At 69.5% G+C, this 24,962-nt stretch carries 16 protein-coding genes; 2 read left to right on the top strand and 14 right to left on the bottom strand.

The window, feature by feature from the left end; all coding sequences use genetic code 11:
* Positions 1–31 precede the first annotated feature (31 nt).
* A complete protein-coding gene (locus CCS38_RS10060) occupies positions 32–997 on the bottom strand; it encodes an ABC transporter substrate-binding protein (protein ID WP_223732865.1) in 966 nt (321 codons plus the stop codon).
* 247 nt (positions 998–1,244) lie between these two features.
* Here CCS38_RS10060 and alr point away from each other — a divergent pair, with 247 nt between their 5' ends.
* A complete protein-coding gene (alr, locus tag CCS38_RS10055) occupies positions 1,245–2,354 on the top strand; it encodes an alanine racemase (RefSeq protein WP_223732906.1) in 1,110 nt (369 codons plus the stop codon).
* A 47-nt stretch (positions 2,355–2,401) separates the two neighbouring features.
* Here alr and CCS38_RS10050 read toward each other — a convergent pair whose 3' ends face one another.
* The 3 genes from CCS38_RS10050 to CCS38_RS10040 all read right to left on the bottom strand — a co-directional run bounded on the left by CCS38_RS10050 (position 2,402) and on the right by CCS38_RS10040 (position 5,120).
* Positions 2,402–3,487 carry an NAD/NADP-dependent octopine/nopaline dehydrogenase family protein gene (locus CCS38_RS10050; RefSeq protein ID WP_223732864.1) on the bottom strand — a complete coding sequence of 362 codons (1,086 nt, stop codon included), beginning with the start codon at positions 3,485–3,487 and terminating at the stop codon, positions 2,402–2,404.
* A gap of 207 nt (positions 3,488–3,694) precedes the next feature.
* Positions 3,695–4,240 carry a TetR/AcrR family transcriptional regulator gene (locus CCS38_RS10045; protein ID WP_263301890.1) on the bottom strand — a complete coding sequence of 182 codons (546 nt, stop codon included), beginning with the start codon at positions 4,238–4,240 and terminating at the stop codon, positions 3,695–3,697.
* A gap of 94 nt (positions 4,241–4,334) precedes the next feature.
* The gene (locus CCS38_RS10040; RefSeq protein ID WP_223732862.1) at positions 4,335–5,120 is read right to left on the bottom strand and encodes an AfsR/SARP family transcriptional regulator; all 786 of its coding nucleotides are present in this window, start codon (positions 5,118–5,120) and stop codon (positions 4,335–4,337) included.
* 558 nt (positions 5,121–5,678) lie between these two features.
* On the opposite strand from CCS38_RS10040, the gene CCS38_RS10035 reads away from it, so the two are divergent.
* Positions 5,679–7,220, top strand: a complete 1,542-nt coding sequence (locus tag CCS38_RS10035; protein ID WP_223732861.1) for an acyl-CoA carboxylase subunit beta — start codon at positions 5,679–5,681, stop codon at positions 7,218–7,220.
* A 194-nt stretch (positions 7,221–7,414) separates the two neighbouring features.
* Here the strand turns inward: CCS38_RS10035 and CCS38_RS10030 are convergent, their stop codons facing one another.
* The 10 genes from CCS38_RS10030 to CCS38_RS09985 form a co-directional block, all read right to left on the bottom strand.
* Positions 7,415–8,758 carry an NAD(P)/FAD-dependent oxidoreductase gene (locus CCS38_RS10030; protein WP_223732860.1) on the bottom strand — a complete coding sequence of 448 codons (1,344 nt, stop codon included), beginning with the start codon at positions 8,756–8,758 and terminating at the stop codon, positions 7,415–7,417.
* Positions 8,759–8,817: 59 nt separating this feature from the next.
* Complete coding sequence (locus tag CCS38_RS10025; protein WP_223732859.1) at positions 8,818–9,084, bottom strand: acyl carrier protein; 267 nt, start codon at positions 9,082–9,084, stop codon at positions 8,818–8,820.
* A gap of 104 nt (positions 9,085–9,188) precedes the next feature.
* The gene (locus CCS38_RS10020; RefSeq protein ID WP_223732905.1) at positions 9,189–9,947 is read right to left on the bottom strand and encodes a thioesterase II family protein; all 759 of its coding nucleotides are present in this window, start codon (positions 9,945–9,947) and stop codon (positions 9,189–9,191) included.
* Positions 9,931–10,815, bottom strand: a complete 885-nt coding sequence (locus tag CCS38_RS10015) for a 3-hydroxybutyryl-CoA dehydrogenase (protein ID WP_223732858.1) — start codon at positions 10,813–10,815, stop codon at positions 9,931–9,933. The genes CCS38_RS10020 and CCS38_RS10015 overlap by 17 nt, the downstream gene beginning before the upstream one ends.
* Before the next feature lie 36 nt (positions 10,816–10,851).
* Positions 10,852–11,868 carry a 3-oxoacyl-ACP synthase III family protein gene (locus tag CCS38_RS10010; protein ID WP_223732857.1) on the bottom strand — a complete coding sequence of 339 codons (1,017 nt, stop codon included), beginning with the start codon at positions 11,866–11,868 and terminating at the stop codon, positions 10,852–10,854.
* 29 nt (positions 11,869–11,897) lie between these two features.
* Complete coding sequence (gene ccrA / locus CCS38_RS10005) at positions 11,898–13,226, bottom strand: crotonyl-CoA carboxylase/reductase (protein ID WP_223732856.1); 1,329 nt, start codon at positions 13,224–13,226, stop codon at positions 11,898–11,900.
* Between the two features lie 2 nt (positions 13,227–13,228).
* Positions 13,229–21,784 carry a type I polyketide synthase gene (locus tag CCS38_RS10000; protein WP_223732855.1) on the bottom strand — a complete coding sequence of 2,852 codons (8,556 nt, stop codon included), beginning with the start codon at positions 21,782–21,784 and terminating at the stop codon, positions 13,229–13,231.
* A complete protein-coding gene (locus tag CCS38_RS09995; protein ID WP_223732854.1) occupies positions 21,781–22,344 on the bottom strand; it encodes a flavin reductase family protein in 564 nt (187 codons plus the stop codon). The genes CCS38_RS10000 and CCS38_RS09995 overlap by 4 nt, the downstream gene beginning before the upstream one ends.
* Positions 22,341–23,807, bottom strand: a complete 1,467-nt coding sequence (locus CCS38_RS09990; RefSeq protein ID WP_223732853.1) for an AMP-binding protein — start codon at positions 23,805–23,807, stop codon at positions 22,341–22,343. Before CCS38_RS09990 ends, CCS38_RS09995 begins: the two co-directional genes overlap by 4 nt.
* Positions 23,804–24,946, bottom strand: a complete 1,143-nt coding sequence (locus tag CCS38_RS09985; RefSeq protein WP_223732852.1) for an acyl-CoA dehydrogenase family protein — start codon at positions 24,944–24,946, stop codon at positions 23,804–23,806. Before CCS38_RS09985 ends, CCS38_RS09990 begins: the two co-directional genes overlap by 4 nt.
* Positions 24,947–24,962: the final 16 nt, after the last annotated feature.

Raw genomic sequence — 24,962 nt, 5'->3', positions numbered from 1 at the left:
GGCCGAGCTCGGGGTGGTGGATGTCGGCATCTCAGTCCTTTGCCGCGTTGATCGTGGCCTGACGCAGGCCGATACTGCCCACGCCATAGGTGTCGAGGATGTGGGTGTAGGTGCCGTCGTCGATGAGCGACTGGAGGGCCTTGCGCAGGACCCGGGTCAGGGCCGGCAGCTTTTTCGTCACGGCGATCCCGTTGGGAGTGGCGTCGTAACCGCCGGGAGCCCGGGGATCCTCGACGAGGTCGAAGGTCGTGCCGCGGTTGACCGTCTTCGCGATGTAGCCGGCCGCCGGCTTGGTGACCGCCGAGGCGTCCACTTTCCGGCTGCTCAGGGCCAGCTGAGCATCCGAGTCCTTGGGGTAGGTCAGCAGCTCGATGGGGGCGCGGTGCGCCGTCGTGCACAGGGACTGGCTCTTGCGAATCAGCGCGGCCTGGTTGGTGGCTGCCTGTGCGGCCACCTTGCGGCCACACAGATCCTTGAGCTCCCTGATGCGGGTCGGGTTGCCTTGCCGCACCAACAGGCCGGTGCCGGAGAGCGAGTAGTCGACAAAGTCGAGGACCCGCTGCCGTTCCCGGGTATCGGTCATGGCCGACATGGCCGCGTCGTACTTGCCGGCGTGGATGGCGGGCACGATGCCGTCGAACTTGTGCGGGGTGAAGGCGAACCGCACGCCCAGCCGTTTGCCGATCGCGCGTCCCAGGTCGTAGTCGAGCCCTGTGAGGGAGCCGGCACCGCTGGCCCCGTCGGCGGTGAACATCTCGAACGGCGGATAGGGCACGTCGGACGCCACACGCACCACCCCGGCCTGCTGGATCACGGCGGGCAGTTCGGCATGGAGCGCCGGGTCCTTCTTCACCCGGTCGACGACTGCGGCCGCACTGGGGGGCGGGGCTTGCGTCGCTTGGCCGCCCGTTGCACACGCGGTGGCACTGAGGGCTGTTGTGCACGCAACGATGCCCAAAGACATGCCTCGGCGTCGCTCTGCGGACAGGGTGACCATCAGGTCTCCTCACAGCAGTACGAGTGGCCCGATGTGGGCCGGAGAGCTCCTAACAAACATTACAGAGAGCCAGCTGAACTGTGAAGAAGTAATTTCTCTTACAGAAAATTTTAACTCCCTGCTCCTGGGTAACTGCGTGTAGTGACCACGCGTGTCGGGTGGAGTACCGGATCGGGCACTCCGGGCGAGGTCTCGACCGGGCCTCGCCGCCGCTTCCCCGCCCGCGTAGATTCCGCGCGTGACATACATGCCAGCCGCCTGCGCCACCATCGACCTCTCGGCCATTCAGGCCAACGCCGCCCTGCTGTGCGCTGCGGCACGAACAGCAGACGTCATGGCGGTGGTCAAGGCCGATGCCTACGGGCACGGAGCCGTGGAGACGGCGCGCGCCGCTCTTCAAGGTGGCGCACGGTGGCTCGGTACAGCCAACATCGAGGAGGCACTTCAACTGCGGCGGGCCGGCATCCTCGCCCCCCTCCTGTGCTGGCTCAACACTCCGGGCGCACAGTGGAAGACGGCCATTGCCGCGCGCGTGGACCTCTCCGCCGCCGATCTGTGGGCCATCGACGAGATCATTGAAGCGGCCGCGCAGATCGGCCTGCCGGCCCGGGTTCATCTGAAGGTGGACTCCGGACTGGGCCGGGGCGGAGCCCCGATGTCCGCCTGGCCAGTGCTGGTGGAGGCCGCTCTGAAGGCCGAGGCCGACGGCCTGCTGGAGGTAGTGGGCCTGTGGTCCCACCTGGGAGCGAGCGACGATCCGCGCGATGCACGCTCCTGCCGGCAGATCGAGGTGTTCCAGAGCGCGGTGTACCAGGCGGAACGCGCCGGAATATGCCCCGAAGTCCGGCACTTGGCCAACTCGACCGCAACCCTCCTCTCCTCCAAGGCCCACTTCGACCTCGTCCGCCCGGGCATCGCCCTGTACGGGCTATGGCCTCAGGTGGCAGCGCGGCCCACCCGGTTGCGCCCGGCCATGACCCTGAGCGCCCGCCTGGCTCAGGTGAAAGAAGTACCTGCGGGACACTGCGTCTCCTACGGCAGCACCTACACCACCACCCGGCCCACCCGGCTGGGTATCGTCCCTCTGGGTTACGCCGACGGCGTGCCGCGGCACGCCGGCAACATCGCCCCGGTGTACATCGCCGGACAGTGGCGCCCCATCGCCGGGCGGGTCTGCATGGACCAGTTCGTCATCGACCTCGGCGACATCGATGCGGACCCCGGGGACGAGGTGGTCCTCTACGGTCCCGGCGATCGCGGCGAACCGACCGCCGCCCACTGGGCCCGGCTGCTGGGCACCATCACCAATGAACTGGTCACCGGGGTGGGCCCACGAGTGGCCCGGCGGTACCGCTAGAGGAGCCGCACAGCACACTGCCGTCCGCGGCGGGCAGCCGGTGCCGCTCAGCGGTTCAGGACGTCGCGGATCTCCGCGTGTGTCAGCCGATCCCAGCCGAGGCTGGTCAGTGTGCGCCCGCTGCTGCGGTAATCCTGGCGGGAGAGCGTCGAGGCGAAGGCGATCAGCGCATCCGTCATGGGCGTGGCGTGACCGGCCTTGCGGGCGAGCTCAGTCATCGGCACCAGCGTGGAGGAGACGTCCTCGTGCAGGAAGCGGTGGTCCAGCGAGGTTGGTGCGGTGATGGTGCGGTACGGAGTGACGGTGCGCATGGCGTCCAGCGCGGTGTCGCCCTCACACCCGTAGTACAGGTCCAGTATTTCGGCGAGAGTCGGCACCGGCGCGTCGTATGCCTCGCCGACCTGCCGGAACTCCAGCGCCACCTGCTCCAACAGGACCGCGGTGCGCTTCGAGAGCCCCTCGCGGTAGAACAGCAGCTTCTCACCGCGGTCGATCCTGCTGATATTGGCGAGCGCGATGGAGGGATGGGCGACGGCACCGAAGTCTGTCAGGCCCCGCTGGATGACGTTCCGCCCGGGCTGCAGGCCGGGAAAAAGACATTGCAGGCGGTCGGCATGCCGCTTGGTGACAGCGCTGTGGGTGCCTGCGAAAAGGTTCCACTTCTTCACGCCGTGGATTGTTACCCCGTGGTCCTCCCAGGGCCGCGCGGCGAACAAGGCATCCGTCTCCAGGATGTCGGCTCCGGTGTGCCCGTTCCGTGCGAGGACGTGGGCGAACTCGATGCTGCCGCAGAGCTTGCCGGAGAACAGCACCACGGTGTGCCCGGAGTTCAGGTACGGGGCCAGCCGGGCGGCAACCTCCGGATAGGCGGTGGTCACCGTGGCGACGAACAACGTCGGGCAGCGCCGGGCCAGTTCACCAGGATCGTTGCCGACCGTGGCGAGTGGCAGTCGGCCTTCGAGGACCCCACGGGCGCGGATCGAGCGGCGCTGGTGGATGCCTGCGATTTTCGCGGGGTCTCTGGTGCACAGGTGGACCGATTCGCCGTGTGCGGCAAGGTGGGCGGCGAGGGCCAGGCCCTCACCGCCCGCGCCCAGGACCCCAACCCCTTCGGGCCAGTACTGTGTGGACACGGGTTCCCTTTCCCATCGATCAAGCGTGTCTCCAGCTTGGAGAGCAGGCCGGGGGATGCCAATCCCCGGGTGGGTGCACCGGTCGCGCTGACCGTCAGGGTGCCCAGGTGTCGCGCCCACAGGCGCACTGGAGTGCTCCTCTCGCCCGCCTCGAGGTGTGTCGGTCCTGGCTGCTGAGACGAACCCGGGGCTCCCGGAGTGACGGCATTACGCCCCAGCTCCTTCACCGCCTCGCTCCAGCGGGGAGGTGAGACAGTGCTGGATCCCCCCGGCGAGGTGGTCGGCGAGGGCGTCGCTGTCCAGCTGCGCGAGGCCGGGCAGGGCGAGAGTGTGACGGCAGGACACCGCGCCGAGCAGCTGACTGGCTATCAGGGCGGCGCGCACCTCCCGGCGGTCGGGCGCGAAGGCATCGACACCTGGCCGCACAGCAGCCAGGAGGAACTCCTCCAGTCGCTCGGCGGCGGGGGCGTGACTCGCCGCCGAGCGCAGCAGGGCGCGGAGCACATCGTGGACCACGCCGCTTTCGCTGCGCTCGATGAATTCCCGGGCCATGACCCTGCCGGCGTCGTGTCGGGCAAGACCGGCGAGGTCGGGCAGCGTCAGGTCGATGGCGACCGCGGCCGCGAAAAGCTCCTCCTTGCCGCCGAAATACCGGTTGATCAGGCTCGGGTCGAGCGCGGCGTCCGCGGCAATACCGCGTACGGTGGCCCGGACGAAACCGTGTGCGGCGAAGTGCTGTCTGGCGGCCTTCAACAGGGCCGCGCGTGACCGCGCACTGTTGCGCACGGACCCCTGACTGCCTCGCCGGCTCTCTCCCTCCTTCTGCTTCGCAGACTCCCGAACGCGTTCAGAGGACATGGACTGCGGGGTCCTCGCCGGCGAGCAGTGACTGCCGGACGCGTTGCGCCCTTACCGACGGCTCCACTCCGAGCTCCCGGGCGAGGGAGTGGCGAAGGCGTTGATACGCCTCCAGCGCGCGCCAGGAATTGCCCGCCCGGTGGAGCGCGGTCATCAGCTGGGCGCAGAAGTTCTCGTGCAGCGGATACCGGGCCGCCAGGACGCTCAGCTCAGGAATGAGCGTCGCGGCAAGCCCCAGGCGCAGGTCGGCGTCGATGCGCTGCTCCAGGGCCGCCATGCGGTTCTCCTCCAGGCGCAGGCGCTCCAGTTCCAGCATGCTGCCCACCCGCACATCCACCAGGGCCGGCCCCTTCCACAGGCCGAGCGCTCGCCGGTAGTTCTCGGAGGCGTCCCGGTCGTCTCCTCTCGTCGCTGCCTTGCGCCCACGATCGACGAGGCGGTCGAATTCCTCGTAGTCCCGCCATCCCGAGTCGGAGCGCAGCAGGTAGCCGTCCTGACGCGTCACCAGCATTTTCTTTGCCGGTCCGGTGTCGCCCCTGCCCAGCGCGGCCGCGATTCTCTTGCGGAGCTGGACGATGTACGTCTGCAGGACCGTCCGAGCGCTTTTGGGTATGTTCTCTCCCCACAGCTCCTCCATCAGCACGGAGCAGGTGGTGATCCTGTCTTGCTGCAGTGCCAGAAGCGCCAGAACCTGTCGCGGTTTGGTAGCGCTCGGCACGATGGAAACGCCGTCCACGGATGCGCTGAACGGCCCTAGGACGCTGATCTCAGCCACTGTTCCGATCCCCCTGTCTATCGCCGGTTCCACCCGAGTCGGTGCTTCATGTCGTCCCTGGTCGACCACTGCAGAAGGCCCGCCCGTGTACACGCCTCATCGTTGCGTTCACACCGCCTCTCCACGACGCGCGGCACCGGAGCTGTTGCCGGCCCACGGGCGGGCAAGGCACCGGGCGGGAAGCACCCCGACCTCCTTGGGGCTCATTCCGCGGGCGCCGGCGCTCGTGTCCAGGGTTGAGACGCTGACCAGCATCTTCATGCAGCCGGTGCCCTTCTGTGCGGCTTCGGTGACGGCTTCCGCTTCGGTGCTTTTGCCAAGCTAGCCCTCCGCTGCTCGTCCCAACGCCCTCGACCGACGTCCCAGCCTGGGTACCCCGGCCGGCGGGGGCCGGAAGGTGTCCACACTGGTCAACTGACTGCGGCGCGCCGTTCGCGACATGCCTCGCCCGCTTTGCCCGACAGGGGTCTGTAGCAAATTTTGAGGCGCGCGTCTCACGGTGAGGCGATGAGCAGTCATCACACAGCTGCGCTTTCCCCGCAAGGGGCGGAATCGGGTATGCGCAGGGCGACGGAAGACCTGGCGCTCCGCAAGGCCCGGGCTCGATCGGCCCCTGAGGAGGCGACACGCAAGCAGCATGCCAAGGGAAAACTGACGGTTCGCGAACGCCTGGACGTTCTTTTCGACCCGGGCTCCTTCCGGGAGATCGAGCCTTTCCGGCAGCACCGGGCGCACGGCTTCGGGATGGAGTCGCGACGGGCGGACGGGGACGGTGTGGTGACCGGCTGGGGAACGGTCCACGGGAAAAAGGTGTTCGCCTACGCCCATGATTTCCGCGTCTTCGCCGGCGCACTGGGAGAGGCGCATGCCGCCAAGGTGCACAAGATCATGGACCTGGCCTGCGCTGCCGGTGCTCCGCTGGTCAGCCTCAACGACGGTGCGGGGGCCAGGATCCAGGAGGGTGTCACGGCGCTGGCCGGGTACGGCATGATCTTCCGCCGGCACGTCGAATGCTCCGGGATGATCCCTCAGATCAGTGTGCTGCTGGGCCCGTGTGCGGGCGGCGCGGCCTACTCCCCTGCACTGACGGACTTCACGTTCATGGTGCGCGGGAGTTCGCAGATGTTCATCACCGGTCCGGATGTTGTCAGAGCCGTCACAGGCGAACAGGTCAGTCACGAGCATCTGGGCGGTGCCGATGTGCACGCGCGCAAGTCCGGTGTCGCTGCCTTCGTCCACGACGACGAGGCCGAGTGCCTGGAGGAGGTCCGGTACCTGCTGTCGCTGCTGCCTGCCAACAACCGCTGTCTGCCGCCCGTTGTCCCCTGTGACGACCCACCGGACCGGCGCACGGACGCACTGGTGGATCTGGTGCCCGCCTCGCCGAGACGGGGATACGACGTGCGCGATGTCATCGCAGAGGTCGTCGACGACGGGGAGTTTCTGGAGGTGCACGAGGCGTGGGCGAGGAACATCGTGTGCATGCTCGCCCGGCTCGGCGGTCATGTCGTCGGCGTGGTGGCCAACCAGCCCCAGGTACTCGCCGGCGTCCTCGACATCGCCGCGAGCGAGAAGGCGGCTCGGTTCGTCTCCATCTGCGACAGCTTCCACATTCCCTTGGTGACGTTGGTGGATGTGCCGGGTTTTCTGCCTGGCGTGACGCAGGAGCACGAGGGGATCATCCGGCACGGGGCGAAGTTGCTGTACGCCTACTGCAACGCCACGGTTCCCCGCATCTCGGTCGTCCTGCGCAAGGCATACGGGGGTGCCTACATCGTCATGGACTCCCGGTCCATCGGCTCGGACCTGTCATTTGCATGGCCCACCAACGAAATCGCGGTCATGGGCGCGGAGGGCGCGGCCAATGTGGTGTTCCGCCGGCAGATCGAGGCGGCCGATGATCCGGAGGAGACCAGGCGGCGTCTTGTGGAGCAGTACCGTGCGGAGTTGATGCACCCGTACTACGCCGCTGAGCGTGGCCTGGTCGACGACGTCATCGACCCGGGTGAGACGCGGCAGGTGCTCGTGGCTTCGCTGGAGGCCCTTCGCCAGAAGCACGCCCCGCTTCCTGAACGCAAGCACGGCAACGTGCCGCTCTGAATCTCGTTGTGCCGGTGACGGCCGGCCGCTCCGGGAAAGCACGCAAACCGGCACGTCACCTCTTGGACTTCGCGCGGCCGTCGCCGCACGCAGATCGAACCGGCTCCTGGTCGTCGGCCGAGCCGTGTGTCACGGACCGTGCTCCCGCGCCCGGGTGGCGGCCGGCACGGGAGCACGGTGGTCGGGGCAGCGCTTCAGAAGCTCGGCGCGCTGGCGGGGGCCTTGAGGTCGCCCAGATACGGGTGCCAGAGGTGGTGGGGGTCGTTCTCGACGGCCTCGACGATCTCCCGCATCGCCGCCAGCGCCTTGGGCTCGTCCTCGTCGTAGACGTCGCCCTGGAGCATCTTCAGGACGTCGAGACGGTAACGGTCGTCCTGCACGAACGCCGTGAAGAGGATGTTGAGCCGGTAGTAGATGGAGATGAACTCGTGCCAGTTGCTCACGCCGCGGCGCAGCTTCTTCTCGTAGGAGGCGAACCGGCTCCTGGAGAAGTCGCCGGCCTGTGCCGCGGCGATGATGTCCTGGCAGGCGATGCGGGCGCTGTTGAGCGCCACGCTCACTCCACTGGAGAAGATGGGGTCCACAAAGCGCGCCGCGTCACCGATCAGGACGAAGTTGTCGCCGGTGATCTGCTTCATGCCGTAGCTGTAGTCGCCCTCCGTCTTCAGCGGCCTGACCTGTTCGGCGTTCTTGAGCACCTCAAGGAGTTCGGGACGGCTCGCGACGGTGTCCCAGAAGAAGGTTTCCCGGTCACCGTTGTACTCCTTGAACCGCTGCTTCTGGCTCACCACTCCGACCGAGGTGATGGTGTCGGTGATCGGGATCTGCCACACCCAGGTGTCACTGACAGGCAGGAAGTGGATGAAGATGTAGTCGGCCTGCTCCTTGTCCACCGCCAATGCCTTGCGGTCGAATCCATCGAACCAGGCGTGCACCGCATACTGATTGAAGACGGGATCGGGAATCTTGAACTTCTTCTGATTCCCCAGGTGCGTCCGCCGCCCGCTGGCGTCGATGACCATCCGCACCGGTATTCCGACGCTCCGGCTTCCCAGTCCGACGCGCAGAACGGGCATCTCACCGCCGAAGTCGACCTTGCCGACCCGCACCCCCTGAAATACCTTCGCCCCGAGGCTCTCGGCGTGCTTGAGGAGGATGTGGTCGAACTTCCCGCGGTCCACGTGAAAGGTGTAGTCGCGGTCGACGCCGGGCTGGTCCCGCTCGCTGAACAGCACTTCGGCAGCCTGGAAGTTGTGGGTCAGGCCGCGGAAGCCGAGGTGGTCGATGTCCCGTTGCTCACCGGAGGTCCAGGCGGCTCCGTACTTCTTGGGGAAGCCGGCGGCCTCGACCGCCTCCATGGCCCCGATCTCCAGCAGTACCGGAGTCGTGGCGGGGACCAGGGACTCCCCCACGTGCTCCCTGGGGAATGTCTCGCTCTCGAAGACCGCGACGGAAAGCCCCGCTTTGGCCAGGTACGAGGCGGCCGTCGCTCCCGCCGGGCCACCGCCGATGATGCCGATGTCGAACTCTGCTTCCACAAGCCTCTCCTGTGTATGTGGCCGTGCACTGCGGTCGGCACGATGCAGTCCGTGTGCATTCACGCCGATTCGACGGACAGCTTGCACACCATGTCCGCTATCGAGTCGATGTCGGCGAAATGGCCTCCGGTCATGTAGAGGGGAGGCACGTTCACCCCCAGTTCGGTACGGATGAACGTCAACAGCAGCGTCGTGTTCATGGAAGTGAGCACGCCCCATTCCAGCAGCGGGGTGTCACCGGTCAGCTCCTCGATCTCCGACCCGTCGAGAAAGTTCTTCCGTATGTACTCCCTGATCGCATCGTGGATGATTTCACGGTCCGTCACCGCCACTTTTCCTCCGGAGAATCTCTGGGTGGCCGCACTGCGGTTGCTTTTTCCGCAACGGCTACATGGTGAAGGGGCCCGGTTCAGTTACGCTTTTGCCCTGCTCAACACTTCTGGGCACAGCGGTGAGACCGGACGGATATGCTCACGTCGCCGGCGATACGCCGCAGCTGACGAGCCAGCTCGCAACGGAATTCTTGATCGGTGAGATAGAAGTGTCCGCCTTCTATCAGGCACAGCTCGAATCCTGCGGTGGTGTGGCTCTCCCATGCTGCGACCCTTGCGACATGGGTGAGCCGGTCGTGCAGGCCGGCGAATGCCATGAGGGGAATGTTCAGGGCGTCAGGAGGCAGTGTGCCGGTCTCTGCGATACGGATGTCGTTGCGCAGTACGGGGAGGTACAGATCCAGCAGTTCCTTCTCGTCCAGCAGGGCTTGCGGCAGTCCCCCGTACTCCACGAGCGCGTTGAGGAACTCACTGTCCGGGCGGTCGTGAAGGAGCCGGTGCGAGGGAGCTTCACCGGGCGCGTTGCGTCCGCTGACCAGCAGTGCCGCGGCATGCCTTCCCCGGTCGGCGAGGTGCCGGGCGAGCGCGAAGGCCACCACGGCTCCCAGGCTGTGCCCGAACAACGCGAAGGGGCCGGTCCGCTCGCGCACCTGAGCGGCGAGCAGGGCGACGATGCTCTCGACGCTGTCGAGGAGCGGCTCGCGCAGCCGTCTGCCGTGACCGGGCAGTTCCAAGGGCACCACTTCCACCTCGCGCGGCAGGAAGGAGGGCCACTGGGCGAACGTGCTCTCCGCACTCCCGCCGGCGTGCGCCAGGCAGTAGAGCGTGAGCTGTGGCTTCCTACTGCTCGTAGACATGGAAGCCACGCCCCGTCTTCTTGCCCAGCAGCCCGCCCTCGACCATGCGCACGAGCAGGGGCGGTGGTGCATACAGCGGCTGCTTGAACTCCTCGTACAGGGCGGTGGCCACCGAGGCGATGATGTCCAGGCCGATGAGGTCCGCCAGTTTCAGCGGGCCGACCGGGTGTGAACACCCATGGACCATCGCCTGGTCGATGACCGCCGCACTGGCCTGCCCGGATTCCAGCATGCGGATGGCGGAGACGAGATAGGGCACGAGCAAGGAGTTGACCAGGAAGCCGGCACGGTCGGGAGTGTGCAGGGCTTTCTTGCCGAGCACCGTGGTGACGAAGGTTTCGGCGTGTGCCGTCACCGCGGGCTCGGTGTGCAGGGAGGGCGTCAGCTCGACGAGCGGGATGACCGGTGCGGGACTGAAGAAGTGCATGCCCAGTACGTGGCTCGGCCGATCGGTGACAGCGGCCAGGCTCGTGATGGAGACGGAGGAAGTGTTGGAGGCCAGTACGGCTTCCGGGTCCTGGAGGATCTTGTCCAGGGCCGCGAACAGCTCCGCCTTGGCCGACTTCTGCTCGGTGATCGACTCGATGACGAGCTGCCGGTCCGCGAGGTCGGTCAGTTCAGTGGTGAAGTCGATGCGCTCCAGTGCCCTGTCCCGAGCGGCCCCGGTCATGTGCCGCTTGCGCACGGCACGGTCGAACGCTGCGCACAGCTCCCGGCGCCGAGCCGGAATCGCCGTGGGCGTCCGTACGGCGATGCGGACGTCCAGGCCGGCACCGGCGCACAGCTGGGCGATGCCTGAGCCCATCAGGCCGCATCCGACGATGCCGACACGCTGGATTGCGCCGTTGGGCACGGCGGATGGCGTCATTGCGTCTCCTTGTTCGTCGGGAGGGAATGGGCCGGCTCAGGCGGCCGCGGCGGGAGGGGGAAAGGCGCCCCAGCGCAGAAGGGCCGCGCCCAGGGACATGCCACCGCCGAAGGTGCCGATCAGCAGGAGGTCCCCGTCGTTGAACCGCCCCGCTCGATGGGCCTCGTCGAGGGTCACGGCGGCGGAGGCGCTGCCCATGTTCCCGTAGCGCTCCAGCGTGCGGTGGGTCTGCGCCCTCGTCAGGCCGGCGTGCTCGGTCAGGCGGGTCAGCAGCACACCGTTGGGCTGGTGCGGTACAAAGTGCTGCACCTCTTCCAGCGGCACGCCGGCGCTGTGGGCGAGCTTGCGGGCCAGCGGCGGGAAGTGCTCCATGACGAAGTCGCGGACGCCGCGGCCGTCCATACGGAAGAAGTGCTGCCCTTCGGCGAGGGTGGTGTGCGAGGCCGGCAGCCTGCTGCCGCCCGCCTCGACCCGGATCAGGCGCTGGGCGTCGCCCCGGCTGGCGAGCTCGAAGCCCACGAACCCGTACGGGGAGGAGGTGGCGCCCAGGACCGCGGCCCCGGCGCCGTCTCCCAGCAGCACGGCCGTGCGCCGGTCGGAGAAGTCCAGGCAGCGAGAGTAGACGTCGGCGGCGATGACCAGGGCCCGCACGGCCGGACGCTGCTGGATGAGGCTCTGGGCCAACGCGAGACCGTATACGAAGCCACTGCAGACCACGTTGATGTCGAAGCAGGCAGCGTTCGTGGCCCCGATCAGGTCCTGAACGAGGTAGGCGGTGGGCGGCTGGGGCAGGTCACCGGTGGAGGTGGCGACGATGAGGTAGTCGATCTCCGGCGCTTCCAGGCCGCTCTGTTCCAGAGCCTTGCGGGCTGCGGCCGCGGCCAGGTCCGAGGTCGCCTCCGACGGGGCGGCGTAGCGGCGAGCGGTGATCTGCGTCTTGCGCTCGATCCACTCCGTCTCCACGCCCACGCGGCCGGCAATCTCCGCGTTGGTCACCTCTTCCTTGGGCACATAGGACCCGGTGCCGAGGATGCCGACTGCTTGCTTGGCCATTCTTCGCTCATCCGTTCCTCGAAGGGGGACTAACCGAGCGTGCGCAGGGGGTTCAGACGCTGCGGTCCGAGGTGTTCACGCAGCTGGGGATCGGTGACACCGAGTCCTTCCCGGGGGGCCAGGCAACGCACTCCGACCTTGCCCGTGTGCCGGTTCTGCTGCACGAGCCGAACGGCTTCGGGGGTCTCCTGAAGGGAGTAGACGGCGGAGAGCACCGGAGCGAGCTTGCCGAGGCTGAACAAGCGGTTGCACTCGGCCTGTTCCTGGAGGTTCGCGGCGTGGCTGCCGACGATCCGCTTGAGGTTCATCCACAGGTAGCGGTTGTCGTAGAGATGCTGGTAGCCGGTGCTGGACCCGCAGGTGACCACCGTGCCACCGCGGCGGACGACGAAGACCGAGATGCCGAACGTCGCACGGCCTACGTAGTCGAAGACGGCGTGCGGGTCCTCCCCGACCTCTCGCCGGATGATTTTTCCCAGGCGCTTGCCCTGCTCGATGGTCCGCTCGGGGGTGACCTCGCCGCCCATGCCGATTTCCTGGCGGTTGATCACTACATCGCAGCCCAGCTTCTGTGCCGGTCCCACCTTCTCCTGCGAGCCGACCACACCCACCGGGATGCCGCCGGCGTGCTTGACCAGCTGGACGGCGAAGGCTCCCAGCCCTCCCGTCGCTCCCCAGATCAGGACGATGTCACCGAGCTTGATGCGGGCGCCCTTGTCGCTGATGAGCATGCGGTAGGAGGTGGTGGCCGTCAGCATGGTGCTGGCGGCCTCTTCCCAGGTGAGATGGGCGGGCTTGGGCAGGATCTGGCTGGCTCGGGCGATGGCGTAGTGCGCCAGGCCACCGAAGTTCGTCTCGAATCCCCAGGCGCGCTGGCCGGCGCCGAGCATGCCATCGGCGTGCGTGGCCGGTTCCTGGTCATCGACCTGCATGCAGCTGATCACGGCGTGGTCGCCGACCTTGTGCTTGCGCACGCCGTCACCGACACGGACGATCACGCCGGCCGCGTCCGACCCCAGGACGTGATACGGCTGGTCGTGCCGGGTCGCGTAGCCGCCTTCGCGCCCGTAACGGGCGAGGAAGTCGAAAGTGGGCAGCGGCTCGAACATCGCGGACCAGACGCTGTTGTAATTGACGGAGCTGGCCATTACGGCGACGAGCACCTCGTCCGGTGCAAGCCGGGGCATGGGCACCCGGCCCACCCGCAGCGACTTCCGCACGTCCTTGTCCTGCACGCCGGCGAACATTCCGACGTCTTCTTTGCGCAGGTGAGCAGCCACGTAGCTGTCGGGGACCGCGGTGCTTTGCAGCACCTGGGGAGAGGCTCCGCAGGCAACGGCTTCGGCAAGGGGGTCCATGGTCACTCCTGTTCGTTTCCGAGGGGGTCGGCCGGGCGGCGAGCGTGCCGGGAGCCGGGGCGCATCAGGTCGCTCGCGGCGGCGATCTCCTTGTCGAGGAGGGCGAGCAGTTCCTCGTCGGAGGAGTCCGCGGCCAGCAGGTCGGCTTCGGAGTCGGTGCCGGGCGTACCTGCCTCCTCCGGGGGCCCTGCCGTATCGGTGGATTGCGGAGTCAACTGCAGGACGTCAGTGGCCAGATGCCGGGCGACCGCGTCGCTGGTGGGATGGTCGAAGGCCAGGGTCGCCGGCAGACGGCAGCCGAATCGGCGCTCCAGGCGTACGCGCAGCTCCAGCACCGTGATCGAGCTCAGGCCCATCTCGAAGAAGCCGCGCTGCGGGTCCAGCTCGGCGGGGTCCTCCAGGCCGACGACGACGGAGACCTCCTCCATCACGCAATCCAGAAGGAGTTCGTCGCGGACGTGCGCGGGGGCAACGCGCAGCCGTGCCAGGAGGGCATCGGTGTCCCGCGCTGGCACCTCGGCGGATTCTTCCAGCTCATCGAAGAGCGGCCAGCACGGCAAGGACTGCCGGAACAGCGGCAGCAGCAGGCTCCAGTCGGCTTCGGCTGCCGCCAGGGAGGTACCGCGTTCGCCGGCTGTGACGTGGGTAAGCAGTTCCGTCGCGTCATCCGGGGTCAGGGGGGTCAGGCCGCTGCGGACCAGCAGGTCGCGGCCGGCCTCGTCGAGCAACTCCACGCCCTCCCACGGCCCCCAGGCAATGTCGTGCACCGGCAGCCCGAGGGCGCGTCGGTGGGCGGCCAGGGCGGTGAGGAGGCCGTGGGGCACGGCGTGGCGGTCGGCGCCCGCCGAACCCCAGACCGAGGCAACCGAGCCGAAGAGCACGAAGAGGTCCAGCTGCGTGCCCTGCCGCAGGCAGGCATCGTGCAGGACCCAGGGGCCCAGTCCTCGTTCCCGCACCAGAGCCTCGATGTCCACCCGGGTCAGCGGGGCGTCGTCGGCGGCGGCCAAGTGCCAGTCGGCTCCGGCCCAGATCACCCCCGCGACCGGAACGCCGGCCTCGGTCGCCTCCTTGAGGACGCGGTCCACGGCGTCCGGGCAGACGTGCGGGGCCCCGAGCGAAATCACCGTGCGGGCGCCCCGGTCGTGCAGCCACCGGGTGATGTGGGTGGTCAGGGCACTGTCGTCGCCGGCGACGAGATAGGTGCGATCCGGGCGCAGCGCAAGGGGCTCGAGCACGGGAGGCGGTGCGGGGCAGCGCACGATGCGGGCCGCCAGGCGGCGCCCCTCCCGGAGAGCGAGGTTGTCCGCCTGCCCGCAGGACAGGAGTGCGCCGAGCAGCTCTGCGGCCTGGTCCTCTGTGCCGGTCGTATACGGGTCGAGGTCGATGGTGCCGCCCCATACGCCCGGGAAGTCGACGCCGGAGACGGCGGCGAGGCTGCTGACCGGCCCGTGGAGCGGGGCGGGATGGTCGCCCGGGCCGGTGGTCTGCGCGCCCCGGGTGACACAGAGGACGCGCACCGGTGCGTCGGGGGCCGATGCAGCCCGGGCGGCGTCGAAGGCGGCCCGCACGGCTTCCGTCGCGTCGGCGATGGCGGTCAGGTCGGTGGAGGTGGGCATGTGGTCCGGCAGGTCCAGCGCCGTCATGTGGATCACGTGCCGTCGCCCCGGGCCGGGCAGCAGATCCTGCAGTGCCGACGGCAGATCGGGAGGGGTCGCGCCGGTGCTTGCCGGCGCGAGGACGCGCACAGTCCGGCCGTGGTCCCGCAGCAGGCGCGCCAGTGCATCGGCCACCCCGCCGCTGTCCGCGAGAAGCAGCCAGCCGTCCTCGGGGGACGCGCCGTCGGTGGTTTCGGAGGGGGACACCTCGCGCCAGGCGGTCTCGTACAGGCGGCCGGCCACCCGCTGCCGCTCTTGCGCAGTGGGCACGGTGCCGGGCGCGCGGGCGAGACGGATGTCGTCCAGTTCGGCCAGGACGGTTCCGTCCGGGTCGGTCAGCCACACCCGGCCGCGGGCTTCGCTTCCGTGCCCGCTCAGCCGAGCGCCGATGCGCACGCGGTTCCCGGGCGTGCCATGGATGACCACCGAGCCGATCCGGTCGACGTACAGGTCCGTTGCAGGGTTGCCGGCCGCCTCACCGAGGAGCAGGCCGGGCAGGCCCAGGGCCAGCTCCAGCACGCTCGGCGCGAACCTCCAGCGCCGGCCGGCCGGCTTGTGCTCGGTCTCGATCTCCAGGGCGTCAGCGGTGCGCCAGCTGGAGAGGGCTCGGGCGGTCGGTTCCGCCTCGGGCCCCGGCCTGGTCCGCGCTGTCACCCATTGCGCCAGATACTCGTCCGGTTCGGTGTGGGAACGCACCGCTTCTCGCGTCGCGGCGCGGGGGCAGCGGTACGGTCGCGCGCTGCCGGTGGCGAACTCGCGGAAGGGCTCTGCGGCGCCGGTGTCGCGGGCGTGCAGTGCGAACGCGACCGCTCCGCCGGGCTCGGTGTCCAGCGCGAGTTGGGCGACGGCCGTGCCGCCGGACTTGATGTGGAAGGGGCGCGGAAGACGCAGCTGCTCCACTCGGTAGCCGCGGTGCGGGTGCTCCTGTGCCAGCGCCGCGAGCAGCATTTCGATCCAGGCGGCGGTGGGCAGCCGCCGGGTGCCGTGGACGTCGGCGGCACCCAGGTCGTGGGCCAGTGCGGCATCGATGTCGGCCTCGACGAGACGGGAGGCCCCACCTCCCGCCGGGCGCAGGTCGCGGGTGAGCAGAGGGTGGCCGCCCCTGCCGCCCCGGGTGGCGGGCGGTGCGGTGTGCTCGACCCAGTAGGGCTTGTGCTGCCACGGGTAGGCGGGCAGGCAGACCGGTTCGCCACCCTGGGGGTGCAGCTTCTCCCAATGCGTGAAGCGTCCGTGGACGGCCAGGTCGCCCAGGGCGGTCAGCAGGGACAGGCCCGCGTCGGACTCCCGCGTCAGCGAGGGCACCAGCAGGGCGTTCGCCACCCCCGCCGCCTCCATTTCATGGCCCAACGGATTGAGTTGGAGCGGGTGGGGGGAGATTTCGACGAAGGTGTCGTGGCCTTCGGCGGCCAGGGCACGTACCGCGTCGGCGAACCGGACGGTCTCGCGCAGGTTCCGTCCCCAGTAGGCCGCGTCCAGCGACTCGTCGGCCCGGCCGCCGGTGACCGAGGAGAAGATCGGCGTACGGGGCGGGTGGGGCGCAAGCCCCTCGAGCAGGGCCACGAGTCGTTCGCGCAGAGGCTCGGCCAGCGGGCTGTGCGCGGGCGCACCGGCAGCCACGGTACGGAAGAAGATGTTTCGTTGCCGCAGCCGTGCTTCGAGTGCGGCCAGGGCCGCCTTCTCACCCGAGACGACGGTCGAGCGGTAGCTGTTCACCACCGCGACGCACAGCCGGTCCTCCAGGCCGCGCAGCTCCTGTGCCGTGCGGTCCGCGTCCAGTCCGACGACAGCCATGCCGCCGCGGCCCATGAGGTCCTTGAGCACCTCGGTGCGGTGCACCATCACCTCAACAGCCTGCGTCAGGCTCAGGGCGCCGGCGCACAGGGCGGCGGATACCTCACCCATGCTGTGCCCCACCACGGCGGCCGGCTCGATGCCCAGATGGCGCCAGGTCTCCACAAGGGCGTACTGCACGCTGAAGAGCAGGAACTGCTGGTCCAGTTCCGTCTCCGGTCCGCTGCCCCGGAGCAGCGTCTCGGTCACCGACCAACCGATGTGGGGCCGCAGGGCGTGATCGCAGCGTTCCACTGCGGCTCGGAAGACGGGCTCGTCGTGCACCAGGTCCTGGCACATGCCCTGCCAGTAGGAGCCGTGTCCGGAGAAGACGAAGACGGGGCCGCGCCGGGGGGTCTCCCCCGCCCGTCCGACGCTGATGCCCGGGCCGTCTTCGCCGCGCAGGAACGCATCCAGTCGCTGGGTAAGTGCCTGTCGGTCGGTGCCGGCGACCACCAGCCGTTGTTCCAGGTGGCTGCGTCGCAGCGCGGCCGTCCGCGTGAGAGCGGGCAGGTCCGTATCGTCCACGGTGGCGAGCACATCGCGGTAGGCACGGGCCTGATCCTGCAGAGCAGGGCGGGTGGCCGCTGACAGCGGCATCGTGAAGATCGCCGGCAGTACCTCTCGCCCTGTGTCCATGTCCGGCCGGCGATTGGCGGACGTCTGCACCGGCGGAGGGTCAGCAAGCACGACATGGGCGTTGGTACCGCTGAAGCCGAAGGCGCTGACGCCGGCCACCCGCCGCTGCCCCTCCTTCCTGGGCCAGGCAACGGGGTGTACGGGCACGTCGAAGGGCAGCTCGTCCCAGGCAATGGCCGGGCTGGGGCGGGTGAAGTGCAGATGCGCGGGAATTTCCTCGTGGCCGAGCATCAGCACCGTCTTGATCAGGCCGGCGATACCGGAAGCGGCCTCCAAGTGGCCGAGGTTGGTTTTCACCGAGCCCACCCAGCAACGGGGAGCGGCCTGGCCGTCGGCCTGTGCCGCGGGTGCCAGCGCGGCACCCAGCGCCTGGAGTTCGATCGGGTCACCCAGCGGGGTGCCCGTGCCGTGCGCTTCGACGTACCCGACCTCGTGCGGTGCCACGTGGGCGTCGGCAAGAGCCTGGCGTACCAGCGCCTGCTGGGCCGGCCCGTTGGGGGCGGTCAGGCCGCTGCTGGCGCCGTCCTGGTTGACGGCCGAGCCCAGGAGCACGGCGTGCACCCGGTCCCCGTCGGCCAGGGCGTCGGTCAGGCGCTTGAGCACCACCACGCCACAGCCCTCACCCCGGGTGTAGCCGTCGGCGGAGGCGTCGAAGGTTTTGCATCGGCCATCGGGGGCGAGCGCTCCCATGGCACTGGTGGACCGGTGGATGGTGTCGGTGAGGATGAGGTTGACGCCGCCGGCGAGGGCCACGCTGCTCTCGCCGCTGCGCAGGCTGCGCAGCGCCAGATGCACTGCGACCAGGGAGGAGGAGCAGGCGGTGTCCACAGCCAGACTGGGGCCTTGCATGCCCAGGAGGTAGGACAGGCGGCCCGCCGCCGCGGTGAAGGAGTTGCCGGTGCCGTAGAAGGCGTCGACGTTGTCGGGATGAGCGGTGACGAGCTGCGTGTAGTCAGTGGAGTTCATGCCGAGGAACACACCGGTGCGGGTACCGTGCAGGCTGGTGGGCGGCAGGCCGGCGTGTTCCAGCGCCTCCCAGGCCACCTCCAGGAAAAGGCGCTGCTGGGGGTCCATCACCCGGGCCTCGCGAGGCGGTACGCGGAAGAAGGCCGCGTCGAAGCCGGCCACTTCATCGAGGAAGCCGCCCCGCCACAACTGGGTCGAGTCGAACCGTTCCTCGGGGACGGTACGGATCGCATCGACGCCCTGGTGCAGCATCTGCCAGTAGGCATCCGGCCCCGTCGCACTGCCCGGAAAGCGACAGCCCAGTCCCACCACGGCGACAGGTTCCGGACCGTCCACACCGGCGGAGGGGCCGGCCGGTGCGGGCAGCGAAGGTGCGGGCGTCGTGGCGGAGCGGTCCGCTTCTTCCGCGGACGGTTGCGCATCCTCGGCGTGCTGGGCGAGCTGCTGGTGCAGGTGGTCGGCAAGACGTTCGACGGTGGGGTGGTCCAGGGCCGCGACCCGGGAGAGCTTGACCTGCAACGACCGCTCCAGCAGCTTGGTCAGCTCCACCGCGCCGAGGGAGTCCATGCCCAGTTCGGCGAAGCCCTGCCGGCGAGTGAGGGAACTGCCGTCGGGGAGTTCCAGTACTCGGGCGGCCAGGGTGGCGACCAGGTCGGCCAGCTCCTGCCGGTCGGGCCGGGCAGCGGGGAGAGACGTTGCCGCCTTGCCTGCCACCGCCGCCGCACCGGTTTCGTCGGCACCGGCGGTCCCCGCGCTGTGGTCCTCCGCGCGCTGTGGGAACCACAGCCGGTCGCCCTGCCAGGGGTAGCGGGGCAGCTGCCTGCTCAGTGAGGTGCCGGATGGGCCGACCGACTGCCAGTCGGGAGTCAGTCCGGCCTCGTACAGGGTGCACAGGGCGCCACGCACCGTCTGTGTCTCTTCCGCCGAGCGGCGCATCGAGGCGACCAGCACACCCTCGGTCCCGGCCGCCTCCAGGCACTGGCTGAGCGGCTGTGCCAGAACGGGGTGGGGGCCCACTTCGACGAAGGCCCGGTGTCCGGCGGTGAGCAGCGCGTGCACCGCGTCGGCGAATCGCACCGGGTGGGTGATGTTGCGTCCCCAGTGCGCTGCGTCGAGGACGGGCTGTTCCCGCGGCAGGGCTCCGTCGTCGTTGGGTGTGGTGGTGAAGAAGGGGATTCGCGGGGTGCGCGGACGCAGCCCGTCCAGCAGACTCACCAGGTCCTGTCCGTGCGGAGCGAGCTGGGGGGTGTGGAAGGCGTGGTCGCCCCGCATCGACTTGCAGCGGTGCCCCTGGGCACCGGCAGTGTCGATGAACGCCTGGAGCGCTTCAGGGTCTCCGGCAACGACCGTGCTGCTCGGTCCGTTGACGGCCGCTGTCCACAGGTGTCCTGCGAAGGGGGTGAGGAGATCCTGGACGGCGCGCTCGCCGAGGGCGATGGTGGCCATGCGTCCCCGGCCGGCGGCGCGCTGGAGCAGCTGCCCGCGGTGCACGACGATGCGTGCCGCCTCCTCGCCGCTCAGCACACCGGCAACCTGCGCGGCAGCGATCTCCCCCATGCTGTGGCCGACGACGGCCGTCACCGGGATCCCCCAGGACCTCCACAGAGCCGCCAGCGCCACCTGGAGAGCGAAGATCACCGGTTGGGCGAACTCGGTCCGCGCCAGGCGCGAGTGTTCCTCCGGCGCGGTCAGCTCATCAATGACCGACCAGCCCGCCTGCTCCCACAACAGCGCATCGCACTCATCCAGTGCGGTCCGGAAGACGGCTTCTTCCTGCAGCAGCCCGCGGCCCATTCCGGGCCACTGGCCGCCCTGCCCGGAGAAGACCAGGCACACCCCTTCCGGTGGGTCGGTCACCTTCGCCCCGGGCACCGTCGCCGCCGTTGCCAGGCGTTCGGCCAGTTCGGCGGCGTTCTCGCCGGTGACCGCCAGCCGGTGGGCCGCGTGGTGGGTTCGGCGGGACGCGGCGGTGGCCACATAGGAGGCCAGGTTGCGGGCCGGGTCCCCGTCGAGGGCGGAAAGAGAACCCAGGCGGTCGCGGTGTGCCGCGGCCAGCTCGCGCAGAGCCGTGCCGGTGCGGGCGGAGAGGGGCAGCACGAGCCGGCCGGCGCTGGTGCCGCCGGCCGCCGGCTCATGCTCGGGGGCGGGGCGGGCGGCGGACTGCGGAGCCTCGATGATGACGTGCGCGTTGGTTCCGCTGAGGCCGAAGGCGCTGATACCTGCCAGGCGCGGCCGGCCGGGCCGGTCGGGCCAGGGAGTGGCGGTGCTGGGAGCCTTGAGACGCCAGGTCTCCCAGTCGATGTTCGGGTTGGGCGTGTCCAGGTGCAGGGTCGGTGGGATGTGGCCGTGCCGGGCCGCCAGAACGGTCTTCAACAGGCCGGCGAGCCCGGCGGCGGCGTCGGTGTGGCCGAGGTTGGACTTCACCGATCCGATGAGCAGGGGCTGGTCGGCCGGGCGGCCTTCGGCATACACCTGTCCCAGGGCGCAGGTTTCGATGGGGTCCCCGAGCGGGGTGCCGGTGCCGTGCGCCTCGACGTAACCGATCTGCTGCGGTGTGACGCGGGCGCTGTGCAGGGCGGCCCGGATGAGGCGTTCTTGCGCCCCCACGCTCGGTACGGTCAGGCCCGCGCTGCGGCCGTCGTGGTTGACGGCGGATCCGCGGATGACGGCCAGCACGTCATCGCCGTCGGCCAGGGCGTCGCTCAGCCGCTTGAGGACGACAACGGCACAGCCGTCGCCCCGCACGATTCCATTGGCGGTGGCGTCGAAGACCTTGCAGCGGCCCTCGGGTGACATGGCACCGGCTTTGCACATGAAGACCGTCAGCTCGGGCGAGAGCAGCAGGTTGACGCCGCCCACCAGCGCCGTGTCGGACTCTCCGGTCAGCAGCGACTGCCGGGCGAGGTGCAGGGCGACCAGGGAGGAGGAGCAGGCGGTGTTCAGCGACAGGCTGGGCCCGTGCAGGCCCAGCAGATAGGAGAGCCGGCCGGAGGTGAAGCTGGCCTCCTTCCCCGTCGCGTACCAGGGGTCGATGGCCTCGATGCCCGCCTGCCGGGCGTGGAGGAGGAAGTAGTCGATGCCCAGTCCGCCGGTGAAGACCGCGGTGCGGGTGCCGGCGAGGTGGGCCGGCACGATGCCCGCGTCCTCCAGAGCCTCCCAGGCGACCTCCAGCAGCAGACGCTGCTGGGGGTCCATCTGCCGTGCTTCGCGCGGCGCGATGCCGAAGAACTCGGTGTCGAACCGGTCGATGTCGGAGAGGAATCCGCCCCAGCGGGTGTACATGGTGCCCGGGGTTGCCGGGTCGGGGTCGAAGTAGCGTTCCAGGTCCCACCGTGAGGGCGGCACCTCGCCGATCGCGTCCCGGCCGTCACGCAGCAGGCGCCAGAGGCCGTCCATGCCCTCGGCGTCGCCGGGGAACCGGCAGCCGGCTCCGACGAGGGCAATGGCCTCCTCGTCGTGGACGCTCATGACTCCTCCTCGGGTGACCGGCGGGATGCAGGAACGAAGTGGCCGTAGGAGCCGCGCCAGTAGGCCAGCGGGGTGCGTTGGGGCCGGGTGGAGCCGCCCACGACGCGGCCCAGGACGAGGTGGTGGTCGCCGGCCTCGATGGTCCGCTCCAGCACGCACTCGGTGTGGGCGACGGCGGCCTCGAAGAGAGGCATGCCGGTGACCTTTCCGGGCGTCCAGTCCAGGCCCGCGAACTTGTCGGCGTTACGGGAGGCGAAGAGGTCGGAGAGCGGCCGGCCCTGGCTGCTGAGGATGTTGACGGCGAACCGGTGGCCTTCCTGGATGGCCCACAGCGTGCCGCTGCCGCTGCTGACACCAGCGAGCAGCAGCGGAGGGTCGGCCGAAACGCTGCAGAGCGCCGAGCAGGTGAAGCCACGGGGTGCACCGTCGGCATCGAGGGTGGTGACGATGCTCACGGCGCCGGCCAGTGATCCCATGAGGGTGCGGAAGGTGGGCAGGTCCACCGAGGGCGGGGCCGGTTCGCTGAGGGGCGCGCCCGGTCGGGCGCCGACCCTGTTCATGACTGTCCGCCCTCGGCCGCGGCCAGCAGGGCTGGACGGTCGACCTTTCCGTTGGCGGTCCTGGGGAGGCGGTCGCGCAGCAGCAGCCTGTCGATGATCATGTAGGTCGGCAGTCTCTCGGCGCAGTGCCGCTTGAGGGCGAGCAGGGAGGGAGGGGTGCCGGGGAGGGGTACGACGACGGCCAGCAACCGGGCGTTCAGCGCGGATCCGGTCACCAGGACGGCGGCCTCGGCCACTGCCTCGTGGGCGGCCAGCACGGCCTCGATCTCTGCTGGTTCGATGCGGTGGCCGCGGACTTTGACCATGTGATCGCGGCGACCGACGTAGTGCAGGACGCCGCGTGCGTCCGTCCGGCCGATGTCCCCGGTCCGGTAGGGCCCCTGGTGGGGGCGTCCGCCCCAGTAGCCGAGCATCACGGTGGGGCCGCTGACCGTGATCTCACCCTGGCCGGAGGGGTCGGCGTCGATGGTCACGGTGTCACCGGAGCAGGCCCGGCCGATGGGCAGCGGCGCGTCGTCGACCAGGTCCGCCTCGGTGATCTCATGGGAAGTGCAGACGTTGGTCTCGGTCGGCCCGTACCAGTTGAGCAGCCGCACCGTGGGCCAGTGCTCGTGCAGCGTCCGGGCGCAGTACTGGGGAAAGGGCTCCCCGGCCAGGATGCAGGCGCGCAGCCGGGCCGGTCGTGCGCCTTCCAGCAGGCCGCCCTCGCGCAGCATCAAGGTCAGCGCCGACGGCACGGAGTACCAGATGCTGATCCGTTGCTGGTGCAGGAAGCTCACCAGTTGCGCCGGGGCGTGCGCCATCTCCTCGGGTACCAGGTGCACCGAGGCGCCGGCGTGGAAGGCGCCGTAGAGGTCGAGGACGGACAGGTCGAAGTTGAAGGGGGCGTGGTTGGCGAGCCGGTCCTCGGCGGTGACGGCCAGTTCGTTGACCGCCCAGTGGACGAAGGCGAGAGCGTTGCGATGGCTGATGCACACCCCTTTGGGGGCGCCAGTGGAGCCGGAGGTGTAGAGGATGTAGGCCGGTTCGTCGACCGAACCCTCCGGGGCGGGGCGTTCGCGGGTGGGGACGGCCGCTGGGTACAGGTCGGCGAAGCCGAGGAGCTTGGCGCCCAGGTCCCTCCCGTCGGCCCGGCGCAGGGCGGCCTCGTCACCGAGGACCAGGACCGGCCGGGCGTCATCGACGATCTTTATGAGGCGGGCGGGCGGGTTGGAGCCGGTGACCGGGACATAGATGGCCCCCAGGCGCAGGGCCGCCTGCATCACGGCGATGGTCTGCACGCTCTTGTAGCTCCAAATGACCAGCCGGTCCCCGGCCCGCAGGCCCTGGTGGAAGAGGGCGTCGGCGAAGTGCTCTGCCAGGGCGTCGAGTTCGGCGTAGCTCAGGCGGCCGTCGGGGCCCTCGGCGGCCAGGGCGTCCGGGTGTCGACGCGCGGCGGCGGTCAGCAGGCCGTGCAGCTTCATATTCCGAGCTCCTTGCAGATCAGTTCGCGCTGGATGTCGGAGGTCCCGGAGAAGAGCACCGTGGGCACGGCGTCGCGCAGGGCCGCCTCGATGCCGTCCGCGCTGCGGTAGCCCCGGGCGCCGAAAATCCGTACGGTGTCGAGCGCGCTGGCCAGTACCCCTTCGGAAAGCGCCAGTTTCGACAGGGCGGTTGCCAGCCGGTGGGGTCGCTCCTGATCCTTCTCCCAGCAGGCCCGGTACAGCAGCAGCCGGGCGGCCTCGGTGCGCAGCTTCATGTCGGCGATGCGGTGGGTGACGGCCTGGAAATCGGTCAGCGGACGTCCGAACTGCCGGCGTTGTCGGACGTGGTGGAGGCACTGCTCCAGAAGCCGGTCGGCCAGGCCCAGGTAGGCGGCGAACAGGCAGGTCCGTTCCCAGCCCATGGAGTGCTGGAAGATGATGCCGCCCTGGCCCGGCTCGCCCAGAACGTGCGAGTCGGGGACGAAGCAGTTCTCGAAGCGCAGGCCGCCGGCCGGGCACTGGGACAGGCCCATCTTCGCGAAGGGCTCCCCCACGGTCAGGCCGTCGGCAGTGCGCTGCACCACGAAGGCGGTGGTGGCAAAGGGTCCTGCAGCGCGGTCGGTGAGTGCGTAGGTGAGGAACAGGTCGGCGGCCGGGCCATTGCTGACGAAGCTCTTCTCGCCGTTGAGGATCCAGCCGCCGGTGGTGCGGTGGGCCGTGGTGGTCAGTGCGGCGACGTCGGAGCCCGCGGTCTCCTCGGTGATGGCGTTCCCGGCGATGGCCTCGCCGGTGCACATCGAGGGCAACAGCCGCCGGCGGGTCTCTTCGGTGGCGAACTCGGCCAGTGGCATCGCGCAGGCGAACAGGTGGGCGTTGGCGCCGAAGACGAGACCGGTCTGCCCGCAGCCGCGGCCCAATGCCTCCACCAGGTGCGCCGTCTCCAGGGCGCCCAGCCCGCTCCCTCCGTAGCGGGTGGGAACCGACAGGCCGAGGAACCCCAGTTCGCCCAGCCGCAACCAGTCCTCGCGCCGGTAGAAGTCGGCGGGCGGGCCGTCGTCCGTCAGCGGGAAGGCCGTGCTGACGGCTTTGAGGGTGTCCTCGAACCGGGTGGTCTGCTCGGTGGTCCAGTCGAACTCCACGATTCCTCATCTCGCA

Source organism: Streptomyces purpurogeneiscleroticus, assembly GCF_020024005.1.
Classification (GTDB): Bacteria; Actinomycetota; Actinomycetes; order Streptomycetales; family Streptomycetaceae; genus Streptomyces; species Streptomyces purpurogeneiscleroticus.
Note: the sequence above shows the minus strand (reverse complement) of the source record. Positions and strands in the feature narration are given on the sequence as shown.